This window comes from Erythrobacter sp. EC-HK427 (genome assembly GCF_902498745.1).
Classification (GTDB): Bacteria; Pseudomonadota; Alphaproteobacteria; order Sphingomonadales; family Sphingomonadaceae; genus Alteraurantiacibacter.
On the sequence record NZ_LR701479.1, the window covers coordinates 1,807,789 to 1,829,975 of the forward strand.

The 22,187-nt window shown below is 63.6% G+C and carries 20 protein-coding genes; 13 read left to right on the top strand and 7 right to left on the bottom strand.

From position 1 onward, the window contains the following. Window positions 1-37: 37 nt before the first annotated feature. The gene (gene uvrB, locus GC121_RS08855; protein WP_151973934.1) at window positions 38-2,224 is read right to left on the bottom strand and encodes an excinuclease ABC subunit UvrB; all 2,187 of its coding nucleotides are present in this window, start codon (window positions 2,222-2,224) and stop codon (window positions 38-40) included. An 84-nt stretch (window positions 2,225-2,308) separates the two neighbouring features. Here uvrB and GC121_RS08860 point away from each other — a divergent pair, with 84 nt between their 5' ends. From GC121_RS08860 to GC121_RS08900, 9 genes are all read left to right on the top strand, one after another. Further along, the gene (locus tag GC121_RS08860) at window positions 2,309-2,875 is read left to right on the top strand and encodes a DUF3617 family protein (RefSeq protein ID WP_199857813.1); all 567 of its coding nucleotides are present in this window, start codon (window positions 2,309-2,311) and stop codon (window positions 2,873-2,875) included. A 150-nt stretch (window positions 2,876-3,025) separates the two neighbouring features. Then, window positions 3,026-3,571: a DUF3617 family protein gene (locus GC121_RS08865; protein ID WP_151973936.1), complete on the top strand. Its 546-nt coding sequence runs from the start codon at window positions 3,026-3,028 to the stop codon at window positions 3,569-3,571. A gap of 16 nt (window positions 3,572-3,587) precedes the next feature. Beyond that, on the top strand, window positions 3,588-4,178 hold the full coding sequence (locus GC121_RS08870; protein ID WP_151973937.1) for a DUF3617 family protein: 591 nt from the start codon (window positions 3,588-3,590) through the stop codon (window positions 4,176-4,178). A 104-nt stretch (window positions 4,179-4,282) separates the two neighbouring features. Next, on the top strand, window positions 4,283-5,083 hold the full coding sequence (locus GC121_RS08875; protein ID WP_151973938.1) for a triacylglycerol lipase: 801 nt from the start codon (window positions 4,283-4,285) through the stop codon (window positions 5,081-5,083). A gap of 102 nt (window positions 5,084-5,185) precedes the next feature. Continuing rightward, window positions 5,186-6,616, top strand: a complete 1,431-nt coding sequence (locus GC121_RS08880; RefSeq protein ID WP_151973939.1) for a circularly permuted type 2 ATP-grasp protein — start codon at window positions 5,186-5,188, stop codon at window positions 6,614-6,616. 114 nt (window positions 6,617-6,730) lie between these two features. Next, window positions 6,731-7,675 (top strand): alpha-E domain-containing protein, encoded by a 945-nt coding sequence (locus GC121_RS08885; RefSeq protein WP_151973940.1) that lies wholly within the window; start codon window positions 6,731-6,733, stop codon window positions 7,673-7,675. A gap of 18 nt (window positions 7,676-7,693) precedes the next feature. Further along, entirely contained in the window at window positions 7,694-8,509 is an 816-nt protein-coding gene (locus GC121_RS08890) for a transglutaminase family protein (RefSeq protein WP_151973941.1), read from the top strand. 30 nt (window positions 8,510-8,539) lie between these two features. Next, window positions 8,540-9,280: a proteasome-type protease gene (locus tag GC121_RS08895; protein WP_151973942.1), complete on the top strand. Its 741-nt coding sequence runs from the start codon at window positions 8,540-8,542 to the stop codon at window positions 9,278-9,280. A gap of 207 nt (window positions 9,281-9,487) precedes the next feature. After that, window positions 9,488-10,195 carry a response regulator transcription factor gene (locus tag GC121_RS08900; RefSeq protein WP_151973943.1) on the top strand — a complete coding sequence of 236 codons (708 nt, stop codon included), beginning with the start codon at window positions 9,488-9,490 and terminating at the stop codon, window positions 10,193-10,195. Window positions 10,196-10,283: 88 nt separating this feature from the next. Here the strand turns inward: GC121_RS08900 and GC121_RS08905 are convergent, their stop codons facing one another. Then, window positions 10,284-11,030, bottom strand: coding sequence for an extensin family protein (locus tag GC121_RS08905; RefSeq protein ID WP_151973944.1), 747 nt, complete (start codon window positions 11,028-11,030; stop codon window positions 10,284-10,286). Window positions 11,031-11,224: 194 nt separating this feature from the next. On the opposite strand from GC121_RS08905, the gene GC121_RS08910 reads away from it, so the two are divergent. The 3 genes from GC121_RS08910 (at window position 11,225) to GC121_RS08920 (ending at window position 15,373) form a co-directional block, all read left to right on the top strand. Continuing rightward, window positions 11,225-12,385: a phosphoserine transaminase gene (locus GC121_RS08910; protein WP_151973945.1), complete on the top strand. Its 1,161-nt coding sequence runs from the start codon at window positions 11,225-11,227 to the stop codon at window positions 12,383-12,385. 134 nt (window positions 12,386-12,519) lie between these two features. Continuing rightward, window positions 12,520-14,118, top strand: a complete 1,599-nt coding sequence (gene serA, locus GC121_RS08915) for a phosphoglycerate dehydrogenase (RefSeq protein ID WP_151973946.1) — start codon at window positions 12,520-12,522, stop codon at window positions 14,116-14,118. A 142-nt stretch (window positions 14,119-14,260) separates the two neighbouring features. Beyond that, window positions 14,261-15,373 carry an ATP phosphoribosyltransferase regulatory subunit gene (locus GC121_RS08920; RefSeq protein WP_151973947.1) on the top strand — a complete coding sequence of 371 codons (1,113 nt, stop codon included), beginning with the start codon at window positions 14,261-14,263 and terminating at the stop codon, window positions 15,371-15,373. On the opposite strand, the gene GC121_RS08925 is transcribed toward GC121_RS08920, so the two are convergent. The 3 genes from GC121_RS08925 to GC121_RS08935 all read right to left on the bottom strand — a co-directional run bounded on the left by GC121_RS08925 (window position 15,370) and on the right by GC121_RS08935 (window position 19,586). Then, a complete protein-coding gene (locus GC121_RS08925; RefSeq protein WP_151973948.1) occupies window positions 15,370-16,230 on the bottom strand; it encodes an alpha/beta hydrolase in 861 nt (286 codons plus the stop codon). The two genes, GC121_RS08920 and GC121_RS08925, sit on opposite strands and share 4 nt — an antisense overlap. Window positions 16,231-16,308: 78 nt before the next feature. After that, window positions 16,309-17,733, bottom strand: coding sequence for a DUF1501 domain-containing protein (locus GC121_RS08930; RefSeq protein WP_151973949.1), 1,425 nt, complete (start codon window positions 17,731-17,733; stop codon window positions 16,309-16,311). An 11-nt stretch (window positions 17,734-17,744) separates the two neighbouring features. Further along, window positions 17,745-19,586 carry a DUF1800 family protein gene (locus GC121_RS08935; protein WP_151973950.1) on the bottom strand — a complete coding sequence of 614 codons (1,842 nt, stop codon included), beginning with the start codon at window positions 19,584-19,586 and terminating at the stop codon, window positions 17,745-17,747. 161 nt (window positions 19,587-19,747) lie between these two features. Here GC121_RS08935 and GC121_RS08940 point away from each other — a divergent pair, with 161 nt between their 5' ends. Next, window positions 19,748-21,037, top strand: coding sequence for an adenylosuccinate synthase (locus tag GC121_RS08940; RefSeq protein ID WP_151973951.1), 1,290 nt, complete (start codon window positions 19,748-19,750; stop codon window positions 21,035-21,037). A 146-nt stretch (window positions 21,038-21,183) separates the two neighbouring features. Here the strand turns inward: GC121_RS08940 and GC121_RS08945 are convergent, their stop codons facing one another. Then, window positions 21,184-21,561, bottom strand: a complete 378-nt coding sequence (locus GC121_RS08945) for a DUF6768 family protein (protein ID WP_151973952.1) — start codon at window positions 21,559-21,561, stop codon at window positions 21,184-21,186. Window positions 21,562-21,563: 2 nt separating this feature from the next. After that, window positions 21,564-22,115: an RNA polymerase sigma factor gene (locus GC121_RS08950; RefSeq protein ID WP_151973953.1), complete on the bottom strand. Its 552-nt coding sequence runs from the start codon at window positions 22,113-22,115 to the stop codon at window positions 21,564-21,566. Window positions 22,116-22,187 lie beyond the last annotated feature (72 nt).

The following is a 22,187-nucleotide window of genomic DNA, read 5'->3' on the forward strand; positions in this document are numbered from 1 at the left end:
TTTCCCCACACAAAAAAATAAAATCGTTTATTAGCAATTATTTACCCATCTTCCGCGCCGTCCGCCCATACCTCAGTTTCCGCGTCCCCGGTTTGCCCTCATTGCTCCGGCCCACCAGTGGCGCTTTCTTCTCGCCGTCGGGAATGCCCAGCTCGTCGGCCTCTAGGCGGCGGATTTCGTCGCGCAACCTGCCAGCCTCTTCGAACTCCAGATCGGCGGCGGCGTTGCGCATCCGTTTTTCCAGGTCCTCGATGTAGCTGCGCAGATTGTGGCCGACCAGATTGTTGCGCTCGTCGTCGCCCGTATCCACCAGCACGCCATCCTGTGAGGCGGTGTGGGCGACGATATCGGCGATGGCGCGTTTGATGGTGGTGGGGGTGATGCCGTGTTCGGTGTTGAACTCGCGCTGCTTTTCGCGGCGACGGTCGGTTTCAGCCATGGCGCGCTCCATCGAACCGGTGATGCGGTCGGCATAGAGGATCACGCGGCCATCCACATTGCGCGCGGCGCGGCCAATGGTCTGGATCAGCGAGGTCTCGGAACGCAGGAAGCCTTCCTTGTCCGCGTCCAGAATGGCGACCAGCCCGCATTCGGGAATGTCCAATCCCTCGCGCAGCAGGTTGATGCCGATCAGCACGTCATACACGCCCAGCCGCAGGTCGCGGATCAGCTCGATGCGTTCGAGTGTTTCCACGTCCGAGTGCATATAGCGAACGCGCACGCCCTGTTCATGCATGAACTCGGTCAGGTCTTCCGCCATCCGCTTGGTCAGCGTGGTGACGAGCGTGCGGTATCCCTTGGCGGCGGTCGCCTTGGCTTCGGCGATGCAGTCCTGCACCTGATCTTCCACCGGCTTGACCTCGACCGGCGGGTCGATCAGCCCGGTGGGGCGGATCACCTGCTCGGCAAACACGCCGCCGGTCTGTTCCATTTCCCATTTGCCGGGCGTCGCGGAGACGGCGAAGGTTTGCGGGCGCATCGCGTCCCATTCGTTGAAGCGCAAAGGGCGGTTGTCGATGCAGGAGGGCAGGCGGAAGCCGTATTCGGCCAGCGTCAGCTTGCGGCGATGGTCTCCGCGCGCCATTGCGCCGATTTGCGGCACCGTCTGGTGCGATTCGTCCACGAAGAGCAGCGCGTTTTCGGGCAGATATTCGAAGAGCGTGGGCGGCGGTTCGCCCGGCAGGCGGCCGGTGAGGAAGCGCGAATAATTCTCGATCCCGTTGCAGCTGCCGGTCGCGGCGATCATCTCAAGATCGAAATTGGTGCGCTGTTCCAGCCGCTGGGCTTCCAGCAGGCGCCCTTCCTCGTGCAACTCCTTCAGCCGTTCGGTCAGCTCGAATTTGATCGCCTCGGCGGCCTGCTTCATCGTCGGGCCGGGCGTGACGTAGTGCGAGTTGGCATAGACGCGCACCTTCTCCAGCGCCTCGCCCTTTTTGCCGGTGAGCGGGTCGAATTCGGCGATTTCCTCGATCTCGTCACCGAAGAAGCTGATGCGCCAGGCGGTGTCTTCAAGGTGGCTGGGGAACAGTTCCAGATTGTCCCCGCGCACACGGAAGCAGCCGCGCGCAAAGGCGGTGTCGTTGCGCTTGTATTGCAGCGCGACGAGCTTGCGGATCAGCTCGCGCTGGTCGACGCTGGTGCCCGTCTTGATGTCGAACACCATCGCCGAATAGGTTTCGACCGAGCCGATGCCGTAGAGGCAGGAGACCGAGGCGACGATCAGCACATCGTCCCGTTCGAGCAGTGCGCGGGTGGCCGAGTGGCGCATCCGGTCGATCGCCTCGTTTACGCTAGATTCCTTCTCGATATAGGTGTCGGAGCGCGGGACGTAGGCTTCGGGCTGGTAATAGTCGTAGTAGGAGACGAAATATTCGACCGCGTTTTCGGGGAAGAAGCTCTTGAACTCGCCGTAAAGCTGCGCGGCGAGGATCTTGTTGGGGGCAAGGATCAGGGCAGGGCGCTGCAAGGTTTCGATCACCTTGGCCATGGTGAAAGTCTTGCCGCTGCCGGTTACGCCCAGCAACACCTGCGTCTTCTCCCCCGCCAGCGCGCTTTCCACCAGTTCGGCAATCGCGGTGGGCTGATCGCCTGCGGGGTCATAGTCGGAGACGAGTTTGAACGGCTTCTGGTCGTCCGGTTTCTCGGGCCGTGCGGGCCTATGCGGCGTGAACGCTCCGCTCGTGTCCGGCTCTTCGAGCCCGCGCCTGATTACCAATTCTGCCATTGTCTGCATATGGCCGCACAAACAGGCTTGCTCAAGCGCGGACAAACCGTCAGCATGGCCCGAACACTATTGGAGGGAATTTTGATGCGTTTTTCACTTGTTCTTGCCGCAACTTCGGCGCTGGCCTTGGCTGCGTGCAGCGGCGAAACCACGGTGGAGGATCCGAGCGATCCCGAACAGGTCGCCGCCGCCGCCGATGATCTGCCGACCCCGCAGCCGGGAATGTACACCGACACCGCCGAGCTGGTCGAAGTCGAAATGACCGGCGGAACGCCCGAAGAGCAGGAAATGATGAACGCGATTTTCCAGCCCGGTTCGGTGCAGGAAACGCAGGTTTGCCGCACGGCGGAAGAAACCTCGGGCGGAGCGCAGGAATTCATCGAGACGTTGAACGACCTGCCCGAAGAATGCGAGATGCGGAACTTCACCGTCGATGGCGGCAATTTTGAAGCGACCATGGTCTGCTCCGGCGGCGCGGGCGAGTCGGGCAATGTCGAAGTGGCGGGCACGATGACCGAAACCTCTTCCGATGTGACCATGACGATGAACATGGAAAGCCCCGAGGAAGGCCGCACCATGCGTATGGTGATCCGCACCCAGTCCCAGCGCACCGGCGATTGCGAAGCTGAAGGCGAAGCGGCAGCGGGTTAACGCTTTGCCCCCGCCTGCTCCATATCGGGACGCGGGCGCACAAACGTAGTAAATGCAGGGCCGCGGCGATTGTCGCGGCCTTTTGCTGCCTGTAAGTCTCCTTGCAATATCCGGCGTTTCACCCCGCCGCACATTTGTGAGGATCACATCATGCGTTCGACTTTCGCTCTTCCCGTGCTTGCCGCTTTCGCGCTTTCCGCCTGCGGTGGCGAGGCCGATGAAGCTGTCAGCGATGAAGCGCTGTCCGCCGATGAAGTGGCCGTGGTGATCGAGGACAATGGCTTGCAGCCGGGCGCAGGCGAATATTCGGTGCGCACCGAGCTCATTGAATTTGACGCGCCGGGCCTCTCCGAAGCGAGCATCGCCGAAGCGCGCGCGGAATTCGAATCTGGCGCGGGCGCGCCGTATCTGTATTGTGTCACCGAAGGCATCACGCGCGAGGCGTGGTTCAGCCAGATGGTGGAGTCCGAATGCACCCTCTCCCGTTTCTCCGCGAATGGCGATGCGCTGGAAGGCGTGATGAGCTGCACTGCACCCGAAGGCCTAAACGGCCGGGTCGAAGTGGCGGGCACGTCGGACGCGGACAGCTCCGATCTGCGTATGACGGCCACCGTGCCGACATCTGCGGGCGAGGGCACGGTGCGCTTCCGCGTGCTGGCCGAAGCGACCGGCGAGGGCTGCGGCCAGGTCGAGTGATTGTGAGGGCCGCGGCATGAAGCGCGCGGCTATGTTCCTCGGCATGGGCGCGCTTGTCGGCCTGCCCGCCGCGCTGCTGGCACAGCAATCGGTCGAAATACAAAATGTCCCCACGAACGGCACGGGGGAAGAGCCGTTCCCCTGGCCTGATTTCCTTGAGACCGACCCGCTGCCGGGTGGTTATAGGCTGACCTATTCGGTCGAGAACTTTACCTTCCCCGGCCTCGGCATGGATGCAGGCAAGGACGATTTGGGCAGGACAATCGGTGAGCAACTGCCCGTGGAAACGTTCTATTTTTGCGTCGATGAGACCTTCGAACGGTTCAACATGCTGGAGGAAATGCGCAGTGACAGCGGCGGCGAGTGCACAGCTGCCCCCGTCCGGCTCGATGGCGGGAATTTCTCCACCGCCGTCATGTGCCGAGAGCCCGACGGTGCACAAATGCAGATGCGCCTCACCGGCACCGCCACCGATCAGAGTATGGACGCGCAACTGGCGATGCGCATGAAAAACAACGTGCTGGGCCGGCTCGAAATGGAAATGCGCCTGCTGGTCGAACGCATCGGCGAATGTTCCGATCTGCCACCCGGCGCCCTCGACCAGTAGGCGGCGCAAGCAGCAGGGTAGCCATCCCGCGCCGACCTTCTGCGGAATATGACACGCCCCGCCATTCACTTGCGGTTAGGGGTGTTTCATATATCTGTAACAATATGCCGCCGGTCGAAACCCACCTGATTTCCCTCCCCAAGCCGCGCAGCGTCGCGTTGGAGGAGCTTGCGCAGGCTGTGCGGGCACGGCTGACCCTGTTGCAGGGGGAGCGTCCGGCAGAGGCGCACTCCCCGCCGCTGCGCTATTTCCTCGCCGAAATTCCGGGCCTTTTGCACCCGCTCTGGCGCAGGCTGCGTCCGGCGATGGACGTGCCCAAAGCGAGCACGCGGCGCGTGGTCATCCTGCTGCCCGGTTTCGGCACCGGGCCGGGGCGCATGCGGCATATGGCGCAGCATCTCGAACTCGCGGGGCACAAGACCAAACGCTGGGGGCTGGGGCACAATCTTGGGCCCAGCGCCGACACGATCGACCGTCTCGCCGAGCGCGTGCGCGAATGCGAGGCGCGCTATGGCCAGCAAGTCGTGCTGATCGGCTGGAGCCTGGGCGGTGTGTTCGCCCGCGAAGTCGCCAAGCAAGTGCCCGATAGCGTCGCCAAGGTCATCACCATGGGTTCGCCCTTCAGCCATTCGCCCTATTCGAACAATATGTGGCGGCCGTACCAGTTCGTCGCCGGGCATCCGGTCGAAGCGCCGCCCATTCCCGCCGATACGCATATCAAGCCGCCGGTGGAAACCGTGGCGTTCTGGAGTCCCCGCGACGGCGTGATCTCGCGCCGCGCCGCCTGCGGTCTGCCGGGCGAGCGTGACCGCGCGGTGGCCCTGCGCTGTTCGCACCTCGCCTTTCCCGACGCGCCAGAATGTATCGCCGCGCTGCTGCAAGAGCTCGACCCTGTAAAACCCTGATCCGCACCCAAGTTTGCACTTGTGTCTGCGCCGTGTCATGTTACCCATGATGCAGTGCACAATACTGCATTTGGGCTGCAATTGGGCCGCAAAAGGGGACGCATGAGCGCGAGCGGAACGCCCGGTTTTGACGAAATGCACGCGCCCGACGGCAGCGTGCGCCCCGCCTATCGCGGCTACCAGCAATGGCTGTGCGAACAGGAAGACGGCTGGATGCGCCGCAAGCATCTGGAGGCGGAGGACTTCTTCCGCCGCACCGGCATTACGTTCAACGTCTATGGCGACAATGATGCCGAAGAACGGCTGATCCCGTTCGACATGGTGCCGCGCATTATTTCCAGCAGCGAATGGCGGCGGCTGTCCAAGGGGATCGAGCAGCGGGTGCGCGCGCTCAACGCCTTCATGCACGATCTGTATCACCGGCAGGAAATCATCCGCAGCGGCCGCTTGCCCGAACGGCTGTTCCGCAACAACGCCGCTTGGTTGCCGCAGATGGTCGGCTTCACGCCGCCGGGCGGGGTCTACACGCATATCACCGGCATCGATCTGGTGCGCACCGGGCCGGACGAGTTTCTGGTGCTGGAGGACAACGCCCGCACGCCCAGCGGTGTGTCCTATATGCTGGAAAACCGCGAAACGATGATGGCGATGTTTCCGGAATTGTTCAGCAAGGTGAAAGTGCAGTCGGTTTCCGACTATCCCAACCGCCTTGCCAAAAGCCTCGCCGCTTGCGCGCCGGAGGGTGCGCCCGCCAATCCCACGGTCGCGGTGCTGACCCCGGGGATCTACAATTCCGCCTATTTCGAACACGCCTTTCTGGCCGACCAGATGGGCGCCGAACTGGTCGAAGGCAGCGATTTGCGGGTGATCGACGGGCAGGTGCAGATGCGCACCACGGTCGGGTTCAAACCCGTCCATGTGCTGTATCGCCGGGTGGATGACGAATTTCTTGATCCGCTGACGTTTAATCCCGCCAGTATGCTCGGCGTGCCGGGGATTATGGATGTGTATCGCGCGGGCAATATCACCATCGCCAACGCGCCCGGAACCGGCGTGGCGGACGACAAGGCGATCTATTCCTTCATGCCCGAAATCGTCGAATTTTACACCGGCGAAAAGGCGCTGCTGCCCAATGTCGATACCTGGCGCTGCGCCGATGCGGACAGCCTGAAATATGTGCTCGACCATCTGGCAGAGCTGGTGGTGAAGGAAGTCCACGGCTCGGGCGGCTACGGGATGCTGATCGGGCCGACCTCCAGCAAAAAGGAAATCGCCGCCTTTCGCGCCAAGCTGGAAGCCAATCCCGCCAATTACATCGCGCAGCCGACGCTGGCGCTATCGACCTGTCCAATTTTCACCAAGCACGGGCTCGCCCCGCGCCATGTCGATCTGCGGCCCTTCGTGCTGTGCTCGCCCGGCGGGGTGGACATTACGCCCGGCGGGCTGACGCGGGTGGCGCTGAAGAAAGGATCGCTGGTGGTCAATTCCTCGCAAGGCGGCGGGACGAAAGACAGCTGGGTGCTCGATGATTGATTTGCAGCGCCTTGGCATCCCCCTCCCGCTTGCGGGAGGGGTTAGGGGAGGGCCTGTAACGGCCGTTCCTCTGACAAGCCCTCCCCCGGCCCCTCCCGCAAGCGGGAGGGGGGAATGCTAGGCCGTGTCGCCAATGGCATCTTCTGGATGTACCGCTATCTCGAACGGGCGGAGAATACCGCGCGGCTCTTGGAAGCGGGGCAGCGCATGGCGCTCACGCGCGGGGTGGATTCGGCAACGCGCGAATGGACGTCGGTGCTCACCACGCTCGGCCTGCGGCAAGCCTATGAAATGCGGCACGATGATTTTGCCAGCGCCCATGTGTGCGACTTTATCCTGCGGTCCAAAAGCAATCCGCAAAGCGTGCTCGCCATGCTGGAAGCGGCGCGCACCAGTGCGCGGCTGTGCCGCTCCACCATCACCGCAGAGGTGTGGGAAGCGGTCAACGAAGGCTGGATGACGCTGTCCGCCATGCTGGCCAAGCCGGTGAAGGAAAGCACGCTGAACACCGTGCTCGCCGCAGTCCGCCGCGAAAGCACGCTGGCGCGCGGGGCGACGCATGGCTCGATGTTGCGGAACGAGGCCTACAGCTTTGCGCGGCTCGGCACGTTTCTGGAACGGGCGGACAATACCGCGCGCATTCTCGATGTGAAATATTACCTGCTGCTGCCCTCGGTCAGCTATGTCGGCACCCCGCTCGATACCGGGCAGTGGGAGAATGTGCTGCGATCGCTGGCGGGCAACCGCGCCTATCGCTGGCTCAATTCGGGCCGGATGGATGCGCGCTCGATCGCCGATTTCCTGATTCTGGACGAGCGGTTTCCGCGCTCTCTGGTGTTTTGCTATGGCGTGATGCGCGAGAATCTGGCGCAGCTGGCGCTGGCGCATGGTAGCGAGACGCAGGCGCACGAAATGATGCGCGCTGCCGATATCCAGCTTTCGGGCAAAAGCGTGCAGGACGTGTTCGACCGCGGACTGCACGAATTCATCATCGATTTTATCGCCGGCAACCGCGCCATCGCCGATGCCATTGCTGCCGAATACCGGTTCACCGCGTAAGGGAGGGACGAAAAGACCATGCGCCTCTCGATCCGCCACACCACCCGCTATCACTACGATGCGCCGGTCGCGCATGGGATGCAGCGGATCCAGCTGACGCCCAAGGCAACGCAGGGCCAGCAGATTATCGACTGGACGATGGAGTATTCCGGCGCGCGCGAAGAGCTGTCTTACGATGACCAGAACTTCAACCACGTCACCTTGCTATCGGTGGAGGAAGGCGCGTCCGAAGTGGTGGTCACCTGTCGCGGCACGGTGGATACCGAGGACAAGGCGGGCGTGATCGGGCGGCATTCGGGGCATTTGCCGCTCTGGGCCTTTCTCGGCCAGACGCCGCTGACCAAAACCGGCGCGGCCGTCCGCAGGCTGGTGGCGCAGACCGACAAGGCGGGTGGCGACCAGGTGGCGATGCTGCACAATCTCTCGCGCACGATCCGCGATGCGGTGGAATACCGCACGGGGGCAACGCAGGTCACCACCAGCGCGGAAGAAGCGGCGGCGAGCGGGGCGGGGGTGTGCCAGGATCACGCGCATATCTTCATCGCGGCGGCGCGCAGCCTCGAAATTCCGGCGCGCTATGTGAGCGGCTATCTGATGATGGATGACCGCGTGGAGCAGGAAGCCACCCACGCCTGGGCGGAGGCGCACGTGCAGGGGATCGGCTGGATCGGCTTCGACATTTCCAACCGCATCAGCCCCGATGCCCGCTATGTCCGCGTGGCGACAGGCCGTGATTACCGCGACGCCGCGCCGCTTGTCAGCCTCAGCTTCGGCCAGTCGGCCGGGGCGCTCTCGGTCGAACTCGCCATTGAACAGCAGAGCATTGAGCAGTAGAGCGGCTTTCCCTCGCACGCCGGAGAACAGATGACCTATTGTGTTGGCATGGTGCTCGATGCGGGCCTAGTCCTGATGAGCGACACGCGCACCAATTCGGGCGTCGACAATATCAGCGTGTTCCGCAAGATGTTCACCTGGCAGGTGCCGGGCGAACGGATCATCTCGGTGATGACGGCGGGCAATCTGGCGACCACGCAAGCGGTCATCAGCCGGTTGGAAGAACGCTCCAAAGCGCCCGAGGAGCGGCAGAACAGCCTGCTCGAACTGCCCACCATGTTTCAGGTGGCGGTGGAAATCGGCAGGCTGCTGCGCGAGATTGTCACCGAAACGCAGTCCGACAATGGCGAACGTGGGCAGGGCCGTTTTACCGCTTCGATCATTTTGGCAGGCCAGATCAGGGGCATGGAGCCGCGCCTGTTCATGATCTACCCCGAAGGCAATTTCATCGAAGCGAGCTTCGACACGCCGTTCTTCCAGATCGGGGAGACCAAATATGGCCGCCCGATCCTGATTCGCGGATATGAGCGGAGCATGAGTTTCGAGGACGCGGTGAAATTGCTGATGGTGAGTTTTGACTCGACCCTGAAGGCCAACCTTTCGGTCGGAATGCCGCTCGACCTGATGGTGATCGAACGCGATGCCTTTGTCCCGCTGCACGAGCGGCGGATCGAGCATAACGACCCCTATTTCTCCGCGATTTCGGACAAATGGGGTGAAGCCCTGCGCGCCGCCTTCCATTCACTGCCCGATTACACGCTGGGCGGGTAGGTAGAACTACCCGGATTTCGGGCGGAAATTGTATCCTGGCGACATTTTGCTGCGCAGTTCGGGCCGCAAAATTTCCGAATGCATCGGAACCCGAGTAAAATTTTCCCCCAAGTTCCAAGCGATTGGGCAATTTGTGCACAGGCAATAGGTGCGATACCGTATAACTACGGAATGTAAAATCCGCATTTTCCCTGCACTATCAGCGGCATGGAAAAGCGTATCACCATACATATCGTCGGCGGCGACAGCCGCTCCCGCGCCGCCCAGTCGCGCCTTGTCCTTTCAATGGGGCACCATGCGGAGGTCTATTCCGACTTGGTCGAACTGCTCGACAGGCCGCCGCAGGATGGCCTCGTCATCGCCTCCGACGATGTGGTCGAGGACGGGATTGCGGCGCTGCTGGAGGAGCTGGCCGATCACGGCATCTGGATCCCGCTGGTCGCCGCGAGCGAAGATCCCGGCGTCGATGAAGTGGTGCAGGCAATCCAGGCGGGTGCGCTCGACTTCGTCGCGCTGCCACTCACCGAAGGCGAATTGCGCCGCATGGTCGCGCATTACCATTCGGATGCGGGCCGCCATGCCGAAGCGCGCCGCCGCCTGATCGATGCCCGCCGCCGCATAGGCGTGCTATCCAAGCGCGAACGCGAAGTGCTTGATTGGCTGTCCGAAGGGTGCAGCAACAAGGCTATCGCGCGAGAGCTCGACATCAGCCCGCGCACGGTCGAAATCCACCGCGCCAATATGATGGAGAAACTCGGCGCGAGCCACGCCGCCGAAGCGGTGCGGATGCGGCTGGAGGCGGGCCTTGCGGAGAAAAAGCGCGCTGCGGCAGAATTGGGAAACGCAAGGCCGGCTGATCGCGCCGCCCAAACGATGATGCTGCCCGAAATGATGATACCCCCGCCACCGCGATAAGCCCCCCTCGCGGTTGCACAGAAAAGGCGCGGATCGTCTGGCCTCTTGGGGACGGTCCGCGCCTTTTTTGCTGTCCGGAAACAGTGCCTCAACGGCAGAAGGAACTGCCTTCGATCACGCCTTCGACGTGGAAATGGTCTTCATGCGCGGCGTTGTAATCGGGGCCGAGCACGGTTCCGAAGCGGCGGCAGGCGCTGCGCTGCACGATGCGCAGGAATTCGCGTTCTTGCGCGCTGCCGTCCCACCCGTCACTCAGTGTGATAACCCGCCCGTCTGCCAGCACGAAGCCGCTGATATCGATGGCATCGGCGGTGGCATGGGCCGAGCGGCGCGAGGAGCCCGCGACATTGCGGCAGGCATAGCTGCCCATCGTCTGGATGCTGGCGAGCCGCGTGCCGAACACCTCCTGCGCCGCACGGTCAACGCCGAATCGCGCCCAGGCGGCAAAAGCATTGCTGACGGGGCAGGTGACGGGGCCGAGATTGCTCACATCCAATTGCCCGCTATCGCTGCGCAAGGCGTGCATCTGCACGGTGTTCAGCGTGCTGCACCCTTCGCCGCGATACTGGTCGGGCAGCGGATCGAAACGAACGCCGCTGGCACCCAGATCGGACAGGCACTGCGCCTCTGCCCCGCTGCGCACTACCGGCACGGCGGCCGCCGCCATGCGCGGAGCCGCTGCGACGGGGGCGGAGGTTGTAACCGGCGCGCTGGTCTGGTTGGCATAATAGGCGTTGCCGCCGCCATAGCTGGACTGCGGCACAACCGAGCAGCCGGAAACCATCAGGGCAGCCAAACCAAGGCTAACGAGCGCATGAGCGTTTTTGCGTGTCATGGCGATTTACCTAGTCAGACACTGGTTAACCCCCGCTACGTAGCCATGGTAACCGCCGTCTTAACCATGCGTGAAACCGCAAAACGTTTCACAGGTAACCGCAATAGCAATTGACTCCGCCGGCCATATCCCTAGTGCCGCCGACGGGCCACGCGGTCCCAACGCCGCGCGAGCTCTCTGTAAGGAGAGAATACATGACTGATATGCCGACGCTCAAGCCAGAGCGCCCTTTCTTTTCGTCCGGCCCCACGGCCAAGCCGCCCGGATGGAATGCAGCCAACCTTTCGACCGACAGCCTTGGACGCTCGCACCGTTCCAAGCTGGGCAAGGCGCGTCTCAAATACGCGATTGACCTGACGCGCGAGCTTTTGGGCGTGCCCGATGATTACCTTGTCGGCATTATGCCGGGCTCGGATACCGGCGCGCTCGAATGTGCGATGTGGACGATGCTGGGCGCAGGCCCGGCCACGGTCGCCGCGTGGGAAAGCTTCGGCAATGTGTGGATCCAGGACGCGGTCAAGCAGCTGAAGCTGAAAGACCTCACCACGCTCACCGCCGATTATGGCGAAATCCCCGACCTCGCGAGCATTCCACAGGATCACGATGTGGTCTTCACCTGGAACGGCACCACGAGCGGAGCGAAAATCGCCAATACCGACTGGCTGGAGCCGGGCCGCAAGGGCGTGACCATCAACGATGCGACCAGCGCCATTTTCGCCATGGAAATGGACTGGGCGAAGCTCGATGCGACAACCTTCAGCTGGCAGAAGGTGATGGGTTCGGAAGCCGCGCACGGGATGCTGGTCCTCAGCCCCAAGGCGGTGGAGCGGATCGAAAGCTACGATCCCGACTGGCCGCTGCCCAAGCTGTTCCGCGTAAAGAAGGCGGGCAAAGTGGACCGCGCGATCTTCGAAGGCGCGACGATTAACACCCCCTCCATGCTGGCGGTGGAAGATTATATCTGGTGCCTTGAATGGGCGAAGTCGATCGGTGGGCGTGCCGCGCTGATCGAGCGGGCGAACTCCAACGCGCAGATCGTCAAGGACTGGATCGAAGCGACCCCGTGGCTGCGCAATATGGCGAGCGATCCCGCGCAGCAGACCAATACCGGCGTGTGCATGGTGTTCCAGGGCGAATGGTATGACAGCCTGTCCGAAGAGGACAAGGCGGGTGTGCCCACGAAAATCGCCGCCAAGCTGGAAGCGCTCGATGTCGGTTACGATTTCAACGGCTACCGCGATGCCCCTCCGGGCCTGCGCATCTGGTGCGGCGGCTCGGTGGAAGCCGAGGACGTGCGCCGCCTGCTGCCGTGGATCGAATGGGCTTACGAAGAGCTGAAAGCCGGACGGCTGTAGGCCAATCGCCACGCTTCCTTCCCCGCTCATCCTGAGCTTGTCGAAGGATCGCTTTTTCTTTTTCCGCCGCGCCTGAAGTGAAGGGCAACCCTTCGACAAGCTCAGGGTGAGCGGTTGTTTTAAGGTATAGTCACATGACCAAACCCAAAGTTCTCATTTCCGACAAGATGGACCCCAACGCCGCGCGCATTTTTGAAGATCGTGGCTGCGATGTCGATGTCATCACCGGCGAAACGCCCGAACAGCTGATCGCCCGGATCGGCGACTATGACGGCCTCGCCATCCGTTCGTCGACAAAGGTGACGCGCGAAATCCTCGATGCGGCGACCAATCTGAAGGTCATCGGCCGTGCCGGGATCGGGGTCGACAATGTCGATATTCCCTACGCCTCGTCCAAGGGTGTGGTGGTGATGAACACGCCGTTCGGCAATTCGATCACCACGGCGGAACACGCCATCGCGCTGATCATGGCGCTCGCCCGGCAAATCCCGGCGGCCAATGCGCAGACGCAGGCGGGCGAATGGCCCAAGAGCGCGTTCATGGGCGTCGAAGTCACCGGCAAGACGCTCGGCCTGATCGGCGCGGGCAATATCGGCTCCATCGTCGCGAGCCGCGCGCAAGGCTTGCGGATGAAAGTGATCGCCTATGATCCGTTCCTGACCGCCGAGCGCGCGGTGGAACTGGGTATCGAAAAGGTCGATCTGGGCGCGCTGGTGGCGCGGGCCGATTTCATCAGCCTGCACAGCCCGCTGACCGACGAGACTCGCAATATCCTCAGCCGCGAACGGCTGGAGCAGACCAAGAAAGGCGTGCGGATTGTCAACTGCGCGCGCGGCGGTCTGGTGGACGAAGCGGCGCTGAAGGATATGCTCGACAGCGGGCATATCGCCGGGGCCGCGCTCGATGTGTTCGCGGTCGAGCCGCCCGCGAAGGATCACCCGCTGTTCGGCACGCCCAATTTCATCTGCACCCCGCATCTGGGTGCCTCGACCACCGAAGCGCAGGTCAATGTCGCCTTGCAGGTGGCCGAACAGATGGCGGATTATCTCGTCAATGGCGGCGTGACCAACGCATTGAACGTGCCGAGCCTCAGCGCCGAGGAAGCACCGCGCCTGAAGCCCTATATCGCGCTGGCGGAAAAACTCGGCTCGCTGGTCGGGCAGTTGGAAGGGCCGGATGTGACCGCGATAAGCGTCGAAGTCTCCGGCGCGGCGGCGGAACTGAACCTGAAGCCGATCACCGCGGCGGTGCTCGCGGGCATGATGCGCGCCTGGTCGGACACGATCAACATGGTCAACGCGCCGATCCTGGCGAAGGAACGCGGGCTCGATGTCGCCGAAGTGCGGCACAATGACGAAGGCGATTACCACACGCTGCTACGCATTGTCGCCATCACGCCCGACCGCCGCCGCGAGGTTGCAGGCAGCCTGTTCGGCGAATCCGAAATGCGGCTGGTGGAAATCGCCGGAACCCGGATCGAAACCGATCTGGAAGGCCATATGATGTATATCGTCAACGAAGACCGCCCCGGCTTTATCGGCCGCTTGGGTTCGGTGCTGGGCGAGGCGGACGTCAATATCGGCAACTTCCACTTGGGCCGCCGCCTGCCCGACAAGCATCGCGGCGGGGACGCTGTGCTGCTGCTCTCGGTTGACCAGCAACCGGGCAAGGAGGTGCAGGATGCCGTGTGCGCGCTTGATGGCGTGAAGAAGGTGAAGGCGCTGAGTTTCTAATCTCCCCTCCCGCTTGCGGGAGGGGCCGGGGGAGGGCCTGTAACCCGCCCCGCGCCAGTGACATTCCCTCCCCTAACCCCTCCCGCAAGCGGGCGGGGAACAAGGTTTCGACAAGCCGGAAGGTGGTCGCTAGAGGAACCCCATGACCATCCCCACGCAAGACCTCCTGCCCGAAGGCCTCGAAGACCGCTTGCCGCAAAGCGCGGCGGCGGCGGCGCGTATCCAGCGGGCGATGCTCGATGTGATGCGCAGCCATGGCTATGACCGCGTCCGCCCGCCGCTGATCGAATTCGAACAGAGCATGGCCAAGCGGATGGACGGGGTGCAAACGCGCCGGCTGTTCCGCTTTGTCGATCCCAAAAGCCTGCGCTCGCTCGCTTTGCGCAGCGACATGACGGTGCAGGTCGGGCGTATCGCCGCCACTGGTCTCGCCAATGCACCGCGCCCGTTGCGGCTCGCTTATGCGGGACAAGTGGCGCGCATCCAGGGCGATATGCTCGACCCGCGCCGCGAATACCAGCAGGTCGGGGCCGAGCTGATCGGCAGCGATAGCGTGGCGGCGGCAAGCGAAGTGGTGGAGTTGGCGATCCTAGCGCTGGAAGCGGCGGGGGCGCACGGCATTTCGGTCGATTTCACGCTGCCCGACCTGGTCGATACGCTGGCCGACGGGCCGCTCCCGCTGACCCCGCAGCAGCGCGTGACGGTGCGACGCGAGCTCGATGCGAAGGATGCAGGTGCACTCGTGGAGGCGGGGGGCGCTGCCTATCTGCCGCTGATCCACGCGACGGGGCCATTTCCCGCAGCGGCGGAGAAGCTCGCCGCGCTCGATGCGACCGATGCGCTCGCCTCGCGCATCGAAGGACTGCGCGCGATTGCCGAGCGGGTGCAAGGCCGCGCCCGTGTGACGCTCGATCCGAGCGAGCGACACGGTTTTGAATACCAAAGCTGGTTCGGCTTCACGCTCTATGCCGAAGGGGTGCGCGGCGCGCTGGGGCGCGGCGGCACCTATCGCATCGGCGGCAGCGAGGAAGTGGCGACGGGCTTTTCGCTCTTCCCCGATGCGCTGGTGGAAGCTGTCAAGGCTGCCGAGGATCTCGGCCGCAAGCTGTTCCTGCCGTTGGGCCATGACCGCGACGCGGCGGCCCGGCTGCGCGCCGAAGGCTGGCGCACGGTCGCTGCGCTGGCGGATGGCGATGACGCCGCGCTGCTCGGCTGCACGCACGTGCTTGATGGCGGCAAAGCGAAAGCGGTTTAGCGCAGGATTTCGGCGAGCCAGGCATCGACCACGGCGGTCGCTGGATAGTCCGGATCACCCAATCGCACATTGATCTCCCGATGGCCACGCAGGCCGCGCCCGGCAAAACCTTGCACGCGTGCGGGTGTGCCAGCGGCTTGCAGCGCCGCGGCAAGCGCCTCGCTCTGCTGCGCGCCATCGCGCCGTTGCACGTGAAGGATAAGGAAGTTCGGCGCATTCGGGCCTTCGGCATGGAATGTCGGCGAAAGCGCGCGCTGGCGGGCAGGATCGCTCCCGAAGGCTGCGGCATAGGTGTCTTGCATGATACGGTTGCCGTCTTCGATCTGGCGGGGGACATCATAGGCCGCGCCGTCCAGCGGCAACACGCCGCGCAGGTCGCTATCGCTCATGCCCACACCGCGCAGATATTGCGGATCGGTTCCCACCAGCGCGACGAGATGCGCGCCAGCCGAATGGCCGGTCAGCACAATCCGTCCGGCATCCAGCCCGAGCTCTGCCGCGTTTGAACGTAAATGCGCCACCGCGCTCGCCACATCGCTGGCCTGCTGCTCCACCGTTGCATCGGGCACCAGCCGGTAATTGACCGAAGCCACGGCATAGCCCTGCGCCTGCCAGTGCCGCAGCTTGTCCGAATCCACCATCATCCGCATATCGCCGCGCGACCAGCCGCCGCCATGGACGAACACGATCACCGGCGCATTGCGCGATGCGCCCGGCCAGAACATCATTTGCTGCAAGCGTTCATCGCCATAGGCGATCGTCTGCGCGTCGGGCAGGGCGAGGCGGGTCTCGATCTCCGCTTGTGGCAGAGCAGCAAGCGGATGGGCGAGCGCGAAGAGGAGCGCGTAGGTCAGCATGGCACAGTTCCTTTCACCGCCCATTTTCGCGTCGGGCAGGGGCAAAGGCCAGTCGCAAAATGTCGGAAAGTGTCGCGGCTACACCGCCGCCTGCATGAACCCCAGATCGGGCGCGGCGAACTGGCCGATATTGGGCGAGATGCTCGGCAACTCGCTGGAGGAGACACCGAACCACTTCGCCAAAGTCGCCGAATATTCATCGACCGAGGTGGTCGGCAGCAAGCGGCCTTGGCCGACATCGTCCGGCCCGTCCACCGCGATCACCGGTGCCCGGCCATAGAAGCGCCCGCCATTCACCGCGCCGCCAAGGATGAAATGGTGGCTGCCCCAGCCATGATCCGAGCCATCTCCATTCGATGCCAGCGTGCGCCCGAAATCGGAAGCGGTGAAGGTCGTCACCTGGTCACTGACACCTTGCGCCACCATTTCGCGGTAGAAAGCGTCCATCGCGAAATCGACCTGGCCCAGCAGCGCCTCGTGCGATCCGATCAGCCCGTCATGGTGGTCAAAGCCGCCGATGCTCACGAAGAAGACCTGCCGGTTCACTTGCAGGGCACTGCGCGCGCTGATCATCTGCGCCACCGTGCGCAGCTGGCCAGCGAGCCCGTTGCCCGAGCCGAAATCGGTGCTGATCGTTGCGCCTGCCAGCGCGCTGTTGACGAAATCGCCATAGGTGATCGATCGCGCCAGCGTTTGCGCGTGATCGGCCTGCAACATATGGCCGTGGTGGACGGTCAGCAGGCTGTTCAGCGCATCGCGCACAGCGGCGGAATTGTAGACCCGCTGGTTCAGCCCGCGAATGGTCACCGCGCCGCCATTGGAAATCTGGTACGGCACGGCATCTTCGCCCGCGAGGAAAACCGCATTGCCCGATGCGTTGATCGCGGTGAACATGGCGTTGGTGTTGCCCGACAGGGCGAGATCGCCCATGCGCCCGCCCCAGCCGGTGATCGAGCCTTCGGGCTGCGAACTTTGCCAGGTCGATTGCTGGTCATTATGGCTGAACAGCTTGGCCGGGCGCGGATAGCGCGAATTGTTGTCACTTTCATATTGCGCCTTGGTCAGCGGCACCACCAGCGGCCCGACATTGAGCAGCGGCGCCATCGTGCCTTCGCGATACCGCTGGGCAAGGCGCGGCATGGTGGGCGCGAGCGCCAGCGTCATGTCGTCGGTCAGCGTCTGGCCCTGCGGGGTGGGGAGCAGGGTATTGGCCAGGCTCGATTGCGCCAGCGCGATCCCGCCATCCGCCGCGCGCCCGCGAATGTTGAGATAGCGGCCGTAATTAGTGTCATCGAACGGGATCAGCGTGTTCGCATGGTCGTTCCCGCCATACAGGAACACGCACACCAGCGCCTTGTATCCGCCCGCCGAGCTGAAGGCTGCGGCTTCCGCCATTCCCGCAAGGCCCAGCGCGTAGGATGATGCGCCACCGAGGATGGCGAGCTGTCCCGAACGGCGCAAGAAGGCGCGGCGCGAAATCTCGATATCTTTGCCGATAAACATGGCCGCTGCTCCTACCGCTGAACCGAGTAATCGTTGGACACCATCACCATAAAAACGGCGGCATGGATGCGGCGCAGTTTCGTCTCGTCGGTATCGGTTTGCAGCACCGGCGTTGCGTCCAGCGCGCTGCGGATGGTTGCCTTGGTGTCGCTGGAAAGCTGGCCTGCGGTCAGCAGCAGGTCGATCCGGTCGAGCAGGGCTGCCGTGTCATGCGCGATGGGCAGTTCCAGCGAATAGCGCGCCTTGACATCGCGCGCCCAATATCCGGCGCCTTCGATCATCCGTTCCATGAAATTGACATAGCTGGCGACCGAGGTTTCGTTGACGAGCTGCATTTCGGGCGCGACCAGCCCGGCAGCGGCGGTTTGCGAGCCGAGCGGGACATAGCCGGGGCGGAAGAAGTTGAAGACCGAAGGCGAACGCAGCGGGGCCTGGCCAAGGCGGCCATTGGGATCGGCCAGATCGCCGATTTCCCATTTGCCGCTTGCCGAGCGGGCACCGAAAGTGCGTCCCCATTGCGCCAGCTTGACCATCGGTTCGCGCAGCTTGCCGAACTGCTGGCTGCTGAGCGTGGTAGGCGACAGCGCCTCTTCGTCGAGCAGGATGGCTTTGAACACTGCCCCCAGATCGCCGCGCCTGCCCGATCCGTTATTGTCGAACACGGCGGCGACGCGGCGGACATAATCGGGGCTGGGATTGCTCGTCACCAGCCGCTGGATCATCTGCTTGCCGAAGAACGGGCCGACATTGGGATGGTTGAACAGGGTATCGAGCGTGATGCGCAGCGTCTCGGTCGCATTGGTGCCCGCGGGGATGGTGGTGCCAAGGAAGCTCTTGGCTTCGGTTTCGTGATAGCTATCCTTGCGGGGCCAGCGCCATCTTGCAGGGTCTGCGGTCATCCGCTGGCGCACTTTGAGAGGGCTCGAAATCGTCCAGCCGCCACCGCCCGGCTCGGGCGTTTCGGTGACGCCGGTGTGGTCATAATCATAACCGGTGAAGGCCTTGGCGATGCCGGAGACGTCATCATTGTCATAGGTTTCGATCGGCCCCCCGTCGGGGCCGGCCTTCAGCGTGCCGTCGGGATTGAGTTCGTACAAGCCGATCGAGAACAGCTGCATCACTTCGCGCCCGAAATTCTCGTCCGGCACGCGGCCCGTTGCCGGGTCTGCCTTGCGATTGCCCAGCGTGTTGAGGAATTCGCCCATCGCCGGGTTCAGCGTGACTTCTTCCAGCAGTTCGCGGAAATTGCCGAAGGCGAGGCGGTTGAGCGTGTCCCAGTAATGCCCCATGGCCTGGCTGCGCCAGAGGATTTCTAGCGAGTTGAGCGAGACGACGAAGAATTCCGACAGCGCCAGCGCGGCGCGTTTGCGCACGCCGCTATTGCCCAACATCAGCTGTTTCCACAGCATATCGTCGGCGATGCCGGAATTGAAGAAATAGCCGTTGCTGTCGATGGCGTCATAGCCCTCGGCAATGAAAAACTGCTCTGCTGTCTGGTCGTTGGCGAGGCGCATCTGCGCATCCAGCCACGGCTCGTAACCCTGTTGGCGGATATCGGCGATGGCGTTGGTGGAGGCGGAAAGCGAGGCGTGGAGGATGAAGCGCGCGGCTTCCTGATCGGTTTGCGGCCGCAGCACGGTGGGCGGCGCGGTGCCTCCGCTGCTGCCGCCGCTGATCGGGCCGCCGCCGCCACTTCCCGAATCCCCGCCGCCGCAGGCCGCTGTTGCGGTAGCGAGCCCGACGATAGCTGCGGCGCGGCCCAATGCCTCGGCATGGCTGGCCACCGGTGTGCTTGTAACGGGTTCGGCGCTGGCGCCGGTGGCGGGAGGGGTTTCGGCGGTATCGTCCAGCATAGCTTGCCCTTTGTGCTGCCGTGACGGCCACGGACAGGCCGTTCTCCTGTAAGGTGGTGAAATCCGCCTTTCCGAACAGGGTTAACAGGGCGTAACCCATTGCTCCGCCATGCGCGAGCGCCTAGGGCGCGCTCTGGCTACAAAATGGCAGGATTCACCGCATGGCAAACGTCACCGTAATCGGCGCCCAATGGGGCGATGAGGGCAAGGGCAAGATTGTCGACTGGCTCGCCGCCCGCGCCGACGTCGTGGTGCGCTTCCAGGGCGGGCACAATGCCGGGCACACGCTGGTGGTGGGTGACCAGACCTACAAGCTCAGCCTGCTGCCCAGCGGCATCGTTACCGGCACGCTGAGCCTGATCGGCAATGGCGTGGTGCTCGATCCGTGGGCTTTGCAGAGCGAAATCGCCAAGCTGGAATCGCAGGGCGTTGCCATTACGCCCACCAATTTCGGGATTGCCGACAATTGCCCGCTGATCCTGCCCCTGCACCGCGACCTCGACGGCTTGCGCGAAGCGGCGGCGGGCGCGGGCAAGATCGGTACGACGGGGCGCGGCATTGGCCCGGCCTATGAAGACAAGGTGGGCCGCCGCGCTATCCGCGTGTGCGATCTGGCGCATCTCGATGATCTGACCCCGCAGCTTGACCGGCTGTGCGCGCATCACGACGCGCTGCGCGCCGGTTTCGGACAGGCGCCGGTGGACCGCGAGGCGCTGCTCGCCGAACTGCGCGAAATCGCGCCCTTCGTGAACCAGTTTGCGCAGCCGGTGTGGAAGCGCCTCAACGAAGTGAAGAAGGCGGGCGCGAAGATCCTGTTCGAAGGCGCGCAGGGCGTGCTGCTGGATGTCGATCACGGCACCTATCCCTTCGTCACCAGCTCCAACACGGTGAGCGGCACGGTGGCGAGCGGCAGCGGGCTTGGCCCCGGCAGTGCAGGCTTTGTGCTCGGCATCGTCAAGGCCTACACCACCCGCGTGGGCAGCGGCCCGTTCCCGACCGAGCTTGAAGACGAAGTGGGCCAGAAACTGGGCGAGCGCGGGCACGAATTCGGCACAGTCACCGCAAGGAAGCGCCGCTGCGGCTGGTTCGACGCGGTGCTGGTACGCCAGACCTGCGCGCTTAGCGGCGTCACCGGCATTGCGCTCACCAAGATCGACGTGCTCGACGGGTTCGAGACGATCCGCATCTGCACCGGCTACAGGCTGGGCGACCAGGTGCTTGACTACTTGCCGAGCCATGCTGCCGATCAGGCGGCCATCGAACCGATCTACGAGGAATTCGAAGGCTGGGAAGGCACCACGGTCGGCGCGCGCAGCTGGGCTGATTTGCCCGCACAGGCGATCAAATATATCCGCCGGATTGAAGAACTGATCGATTGCCCGGTAGCGAGCGTTTCCACGAGCCCCGAGCGTGAAGACACGATCCTGGTGCGCGATCCGTTCGCGGATTGATGCCGTTTTCCCCTTCCCTTCAGGGGAGGGGATCAAGGGGTGGGGGCGAGCCGTCAGGCTCGCTGGGGCTGCAAGCCCCCACCCTACTGCGACTAGGCGGCAAGCCGCCAAGTCTCGTTATCCCTCACCTAAAGAGGAGGGATGCCTCACTCTCCGCCCTTTTCCTTCAGCAGCGCCACCTGCACCTGCAACCGCTTCACTTCGCGCAATATGCTGAGCATATTCATGCGGCTGAACAGCCATTGCTTCACGAAGCCCTGCATCGTCAGCACCATCAGCGCGGCAATCGCCCACATCAGGTGTTCGAATTGGTGCTGCGTGGTGAAGACCTTGTAGAAGCAGAAGACAATCAGGCCGCCGAACACCAGGCTGAGCGCGAAAACCAGCTTCGTCCAATTGCCCATCGGGCCGGCCATGCTGTCGCCGATCTGCCGCCAGAGGCTGCGGTCGCTTTCCAGCTCGCTGAGGAATTGCTGGTCATCGGCATCCAATACGTCGCGGATGCGGTCGTCAATTTCGGTCATCGTCAATCTCCCGTAAGAGCCGCTTTCAACTGGCGGCGGGCGTGGAACAGGCGTGTTTTGGCAGTGCCGACGGGCACCGCCTGGACTTCGGCAATTTCGGCGAGGGTGAAGCCCTCAATATAGTGCAGATGCGCGGCGAGCCGCTGGTTGGCGGGCAAAGCGGCGATGGCCTGGCGGATGGCGAGCGCCTCGTCCGCAGGCTCTTCGGGCGCGGGCAAATCCTCCGGCACATCGCCTCCCGCGCGGCGTCGCCCCTGCTGCTCGGCGCGGATGGCGTCGGCGCATTTGCGGTGCAGGATCGTGAAGGCCCACGGCGCAAAGCGCGCCGGGTCTGCCAGCGAGCCGATCCCGCCCAGCACCGCCACCCAGCATTGCTGCGCGGCGACCTGCGCCAGATCATCGCTGCCGAGCATCCGGCGTGCCGTGCGCAGCAGGCGCGGGTGCCAGCGCTGCGCCAGCCGCTCGCCCGCGCGCCGGTCTCCACCGACATAGAGCGTGACGAGCAATTCGTCATAAACCCGCCCTGTTTGCGCCACCGTTGCCATCCCCTGCATGATTGCTTCGGTTGGATAGTCGCTGCAAGCGGCGGAAAGGTTCAACGGGTGGATGGAAATAGGCGGATGGTT

Bases quoted from the DNA above. Each gene is read 5' to 3' on its own strand.
- GC121_RS08925 (WP_151973948.1), bottom strand. From the start codon at position 16,230: ATGCTGACCTACGCGCTCCTCTTCGCGCTCGCCCATCCGCTTGCTGCT.
- GC121_RS08950 (WP_151973953.1), bottom strand. From the start codon at position 22,115: ATGCAGGGGATGGCAACGGTGGCGCAAACAGGGCGGGTTTATGACGAA.
- GC121_RS08870 (WP_151973937.1), top strand. From the start codon at position 3,588: ATGAAGCGCGCGGCTATGTTCCTCGGCATGGGCGCGCTTGTCGGCCTG.
- GC121_RS08905 (WP_151973944.1), bottom strand. From the start codon at position 11,030: ATGACACGCAAAAACGCTCATGCGCTCGTTAGCCTTGGTTTGGCTGCC.
- GC121_RS08880 (WP_151973939.1), top strand. From the start codon at position 5,186: ATGAGCGCGAGCGGAACGCCCGGTTTTGACGAAATGCACGCGCCCGAC.
- GC121_RS08930 (WP_151973949.1), bottom strand. From the start codon at position 17,733: ATGTTTATCGGCAAAGATATCGAGATTTCGCGCCGCGCCTTCTTGCGC.
- GC121_RS08935 (WP_151973950.1), bottom strand. From the start codon at position 19,586: ATGCTGGACGATACCGCCGAAACCCCTCCCGCCACCGGCGCCAGCGCC.
- serA (WP_151973946.1), top strand. From the start codon at position 12,520: ATGACCAAACCCAAAGTTCTCATTTCCGACAAGATGGACCCCAACGCC.
- GC121_RS08885 (WP_151973940.1), top strand. From the start codon at position 6,731: ATGCTAGGCCGTGTCGCCAATGGCATCTTCTGGATGTACCGCTATCTC.
- GC121_RS08900 (WP_151973943.1), top strand. From the start codon at position 9,488: ATGGAAAAGCGTATCACCATACATATCGTCGGCGGCGACAGCCGCTCC.
- GC121_RS08890 (WP_151973941.1), top strand. From the start codon at position 7,694: ATGCGCCTCTCGATCCGCCACACCACCCGCTATCACTACGATGCGCCG.
- uvrB (WP_151973934.1), bottom strand. From the start codon at position 2,224: ATGGCAGAATTGGTAATCAGGCGCGGGCTCGAAGAGCCGGACACGAGC.
- GC121_RS08875 (WP_151973938.1), top strand. From the start codon at position 4,283: ATGCCGCCGGTCGAAACCCACCTGATTTCCCTCCCCAAGCCGCGCAGC.
- GC121_RS08910 (WP_151973945.1), top strand. From the start codon at position 11,225: ATGACTGATATGCCGACGCTCAAGCCAGAGCGCCCTTTCTTTTCGTCC.
- GC121_RS08865 (WP_151973936.1), top strand. From the start codon at position 3,026: ATGCGTTCGACTTTCGCTCTTCCCGTGCTTGCCGCTTTCGCGCTTTCC.
- GC121_RS08920 (WP_151973947.1), top strand. From the start codon at position 14,261: ATGACCATCCCCACGCAAGACCTCCTGCCCGAAGGCCTCGAAGACCGC.
- GC121_RS08945 (WP_151973952.1), bottom strand. From the start codon at position 21,561: ATGACCGAAATTGACGACCGCATCCGCGACGTATTGGATGCCGATGAC.
- GC121_RS08860 (WP_199857813.1), top strand. From the start codon at position 2,309: ATGCGTTTTTCACTTGTTCTTGCCGCAACTTCGGCGCTGGCCTTGGCT.
- GC121_RS08940 (WP_151973951.1), top strand. From the start codon at position 19,748: ATGGCAAACGTCACCGTAATCGGCGCCCAATGGGGCGATGAGGGCAAG.
- GC121_RS08895 (WP_151973942.1), top strand. From the start codon at position 8,540: ATGACCTATTGTGTTGGCATGGTGCTCGATGCGGGCCTAGTCCTGATG.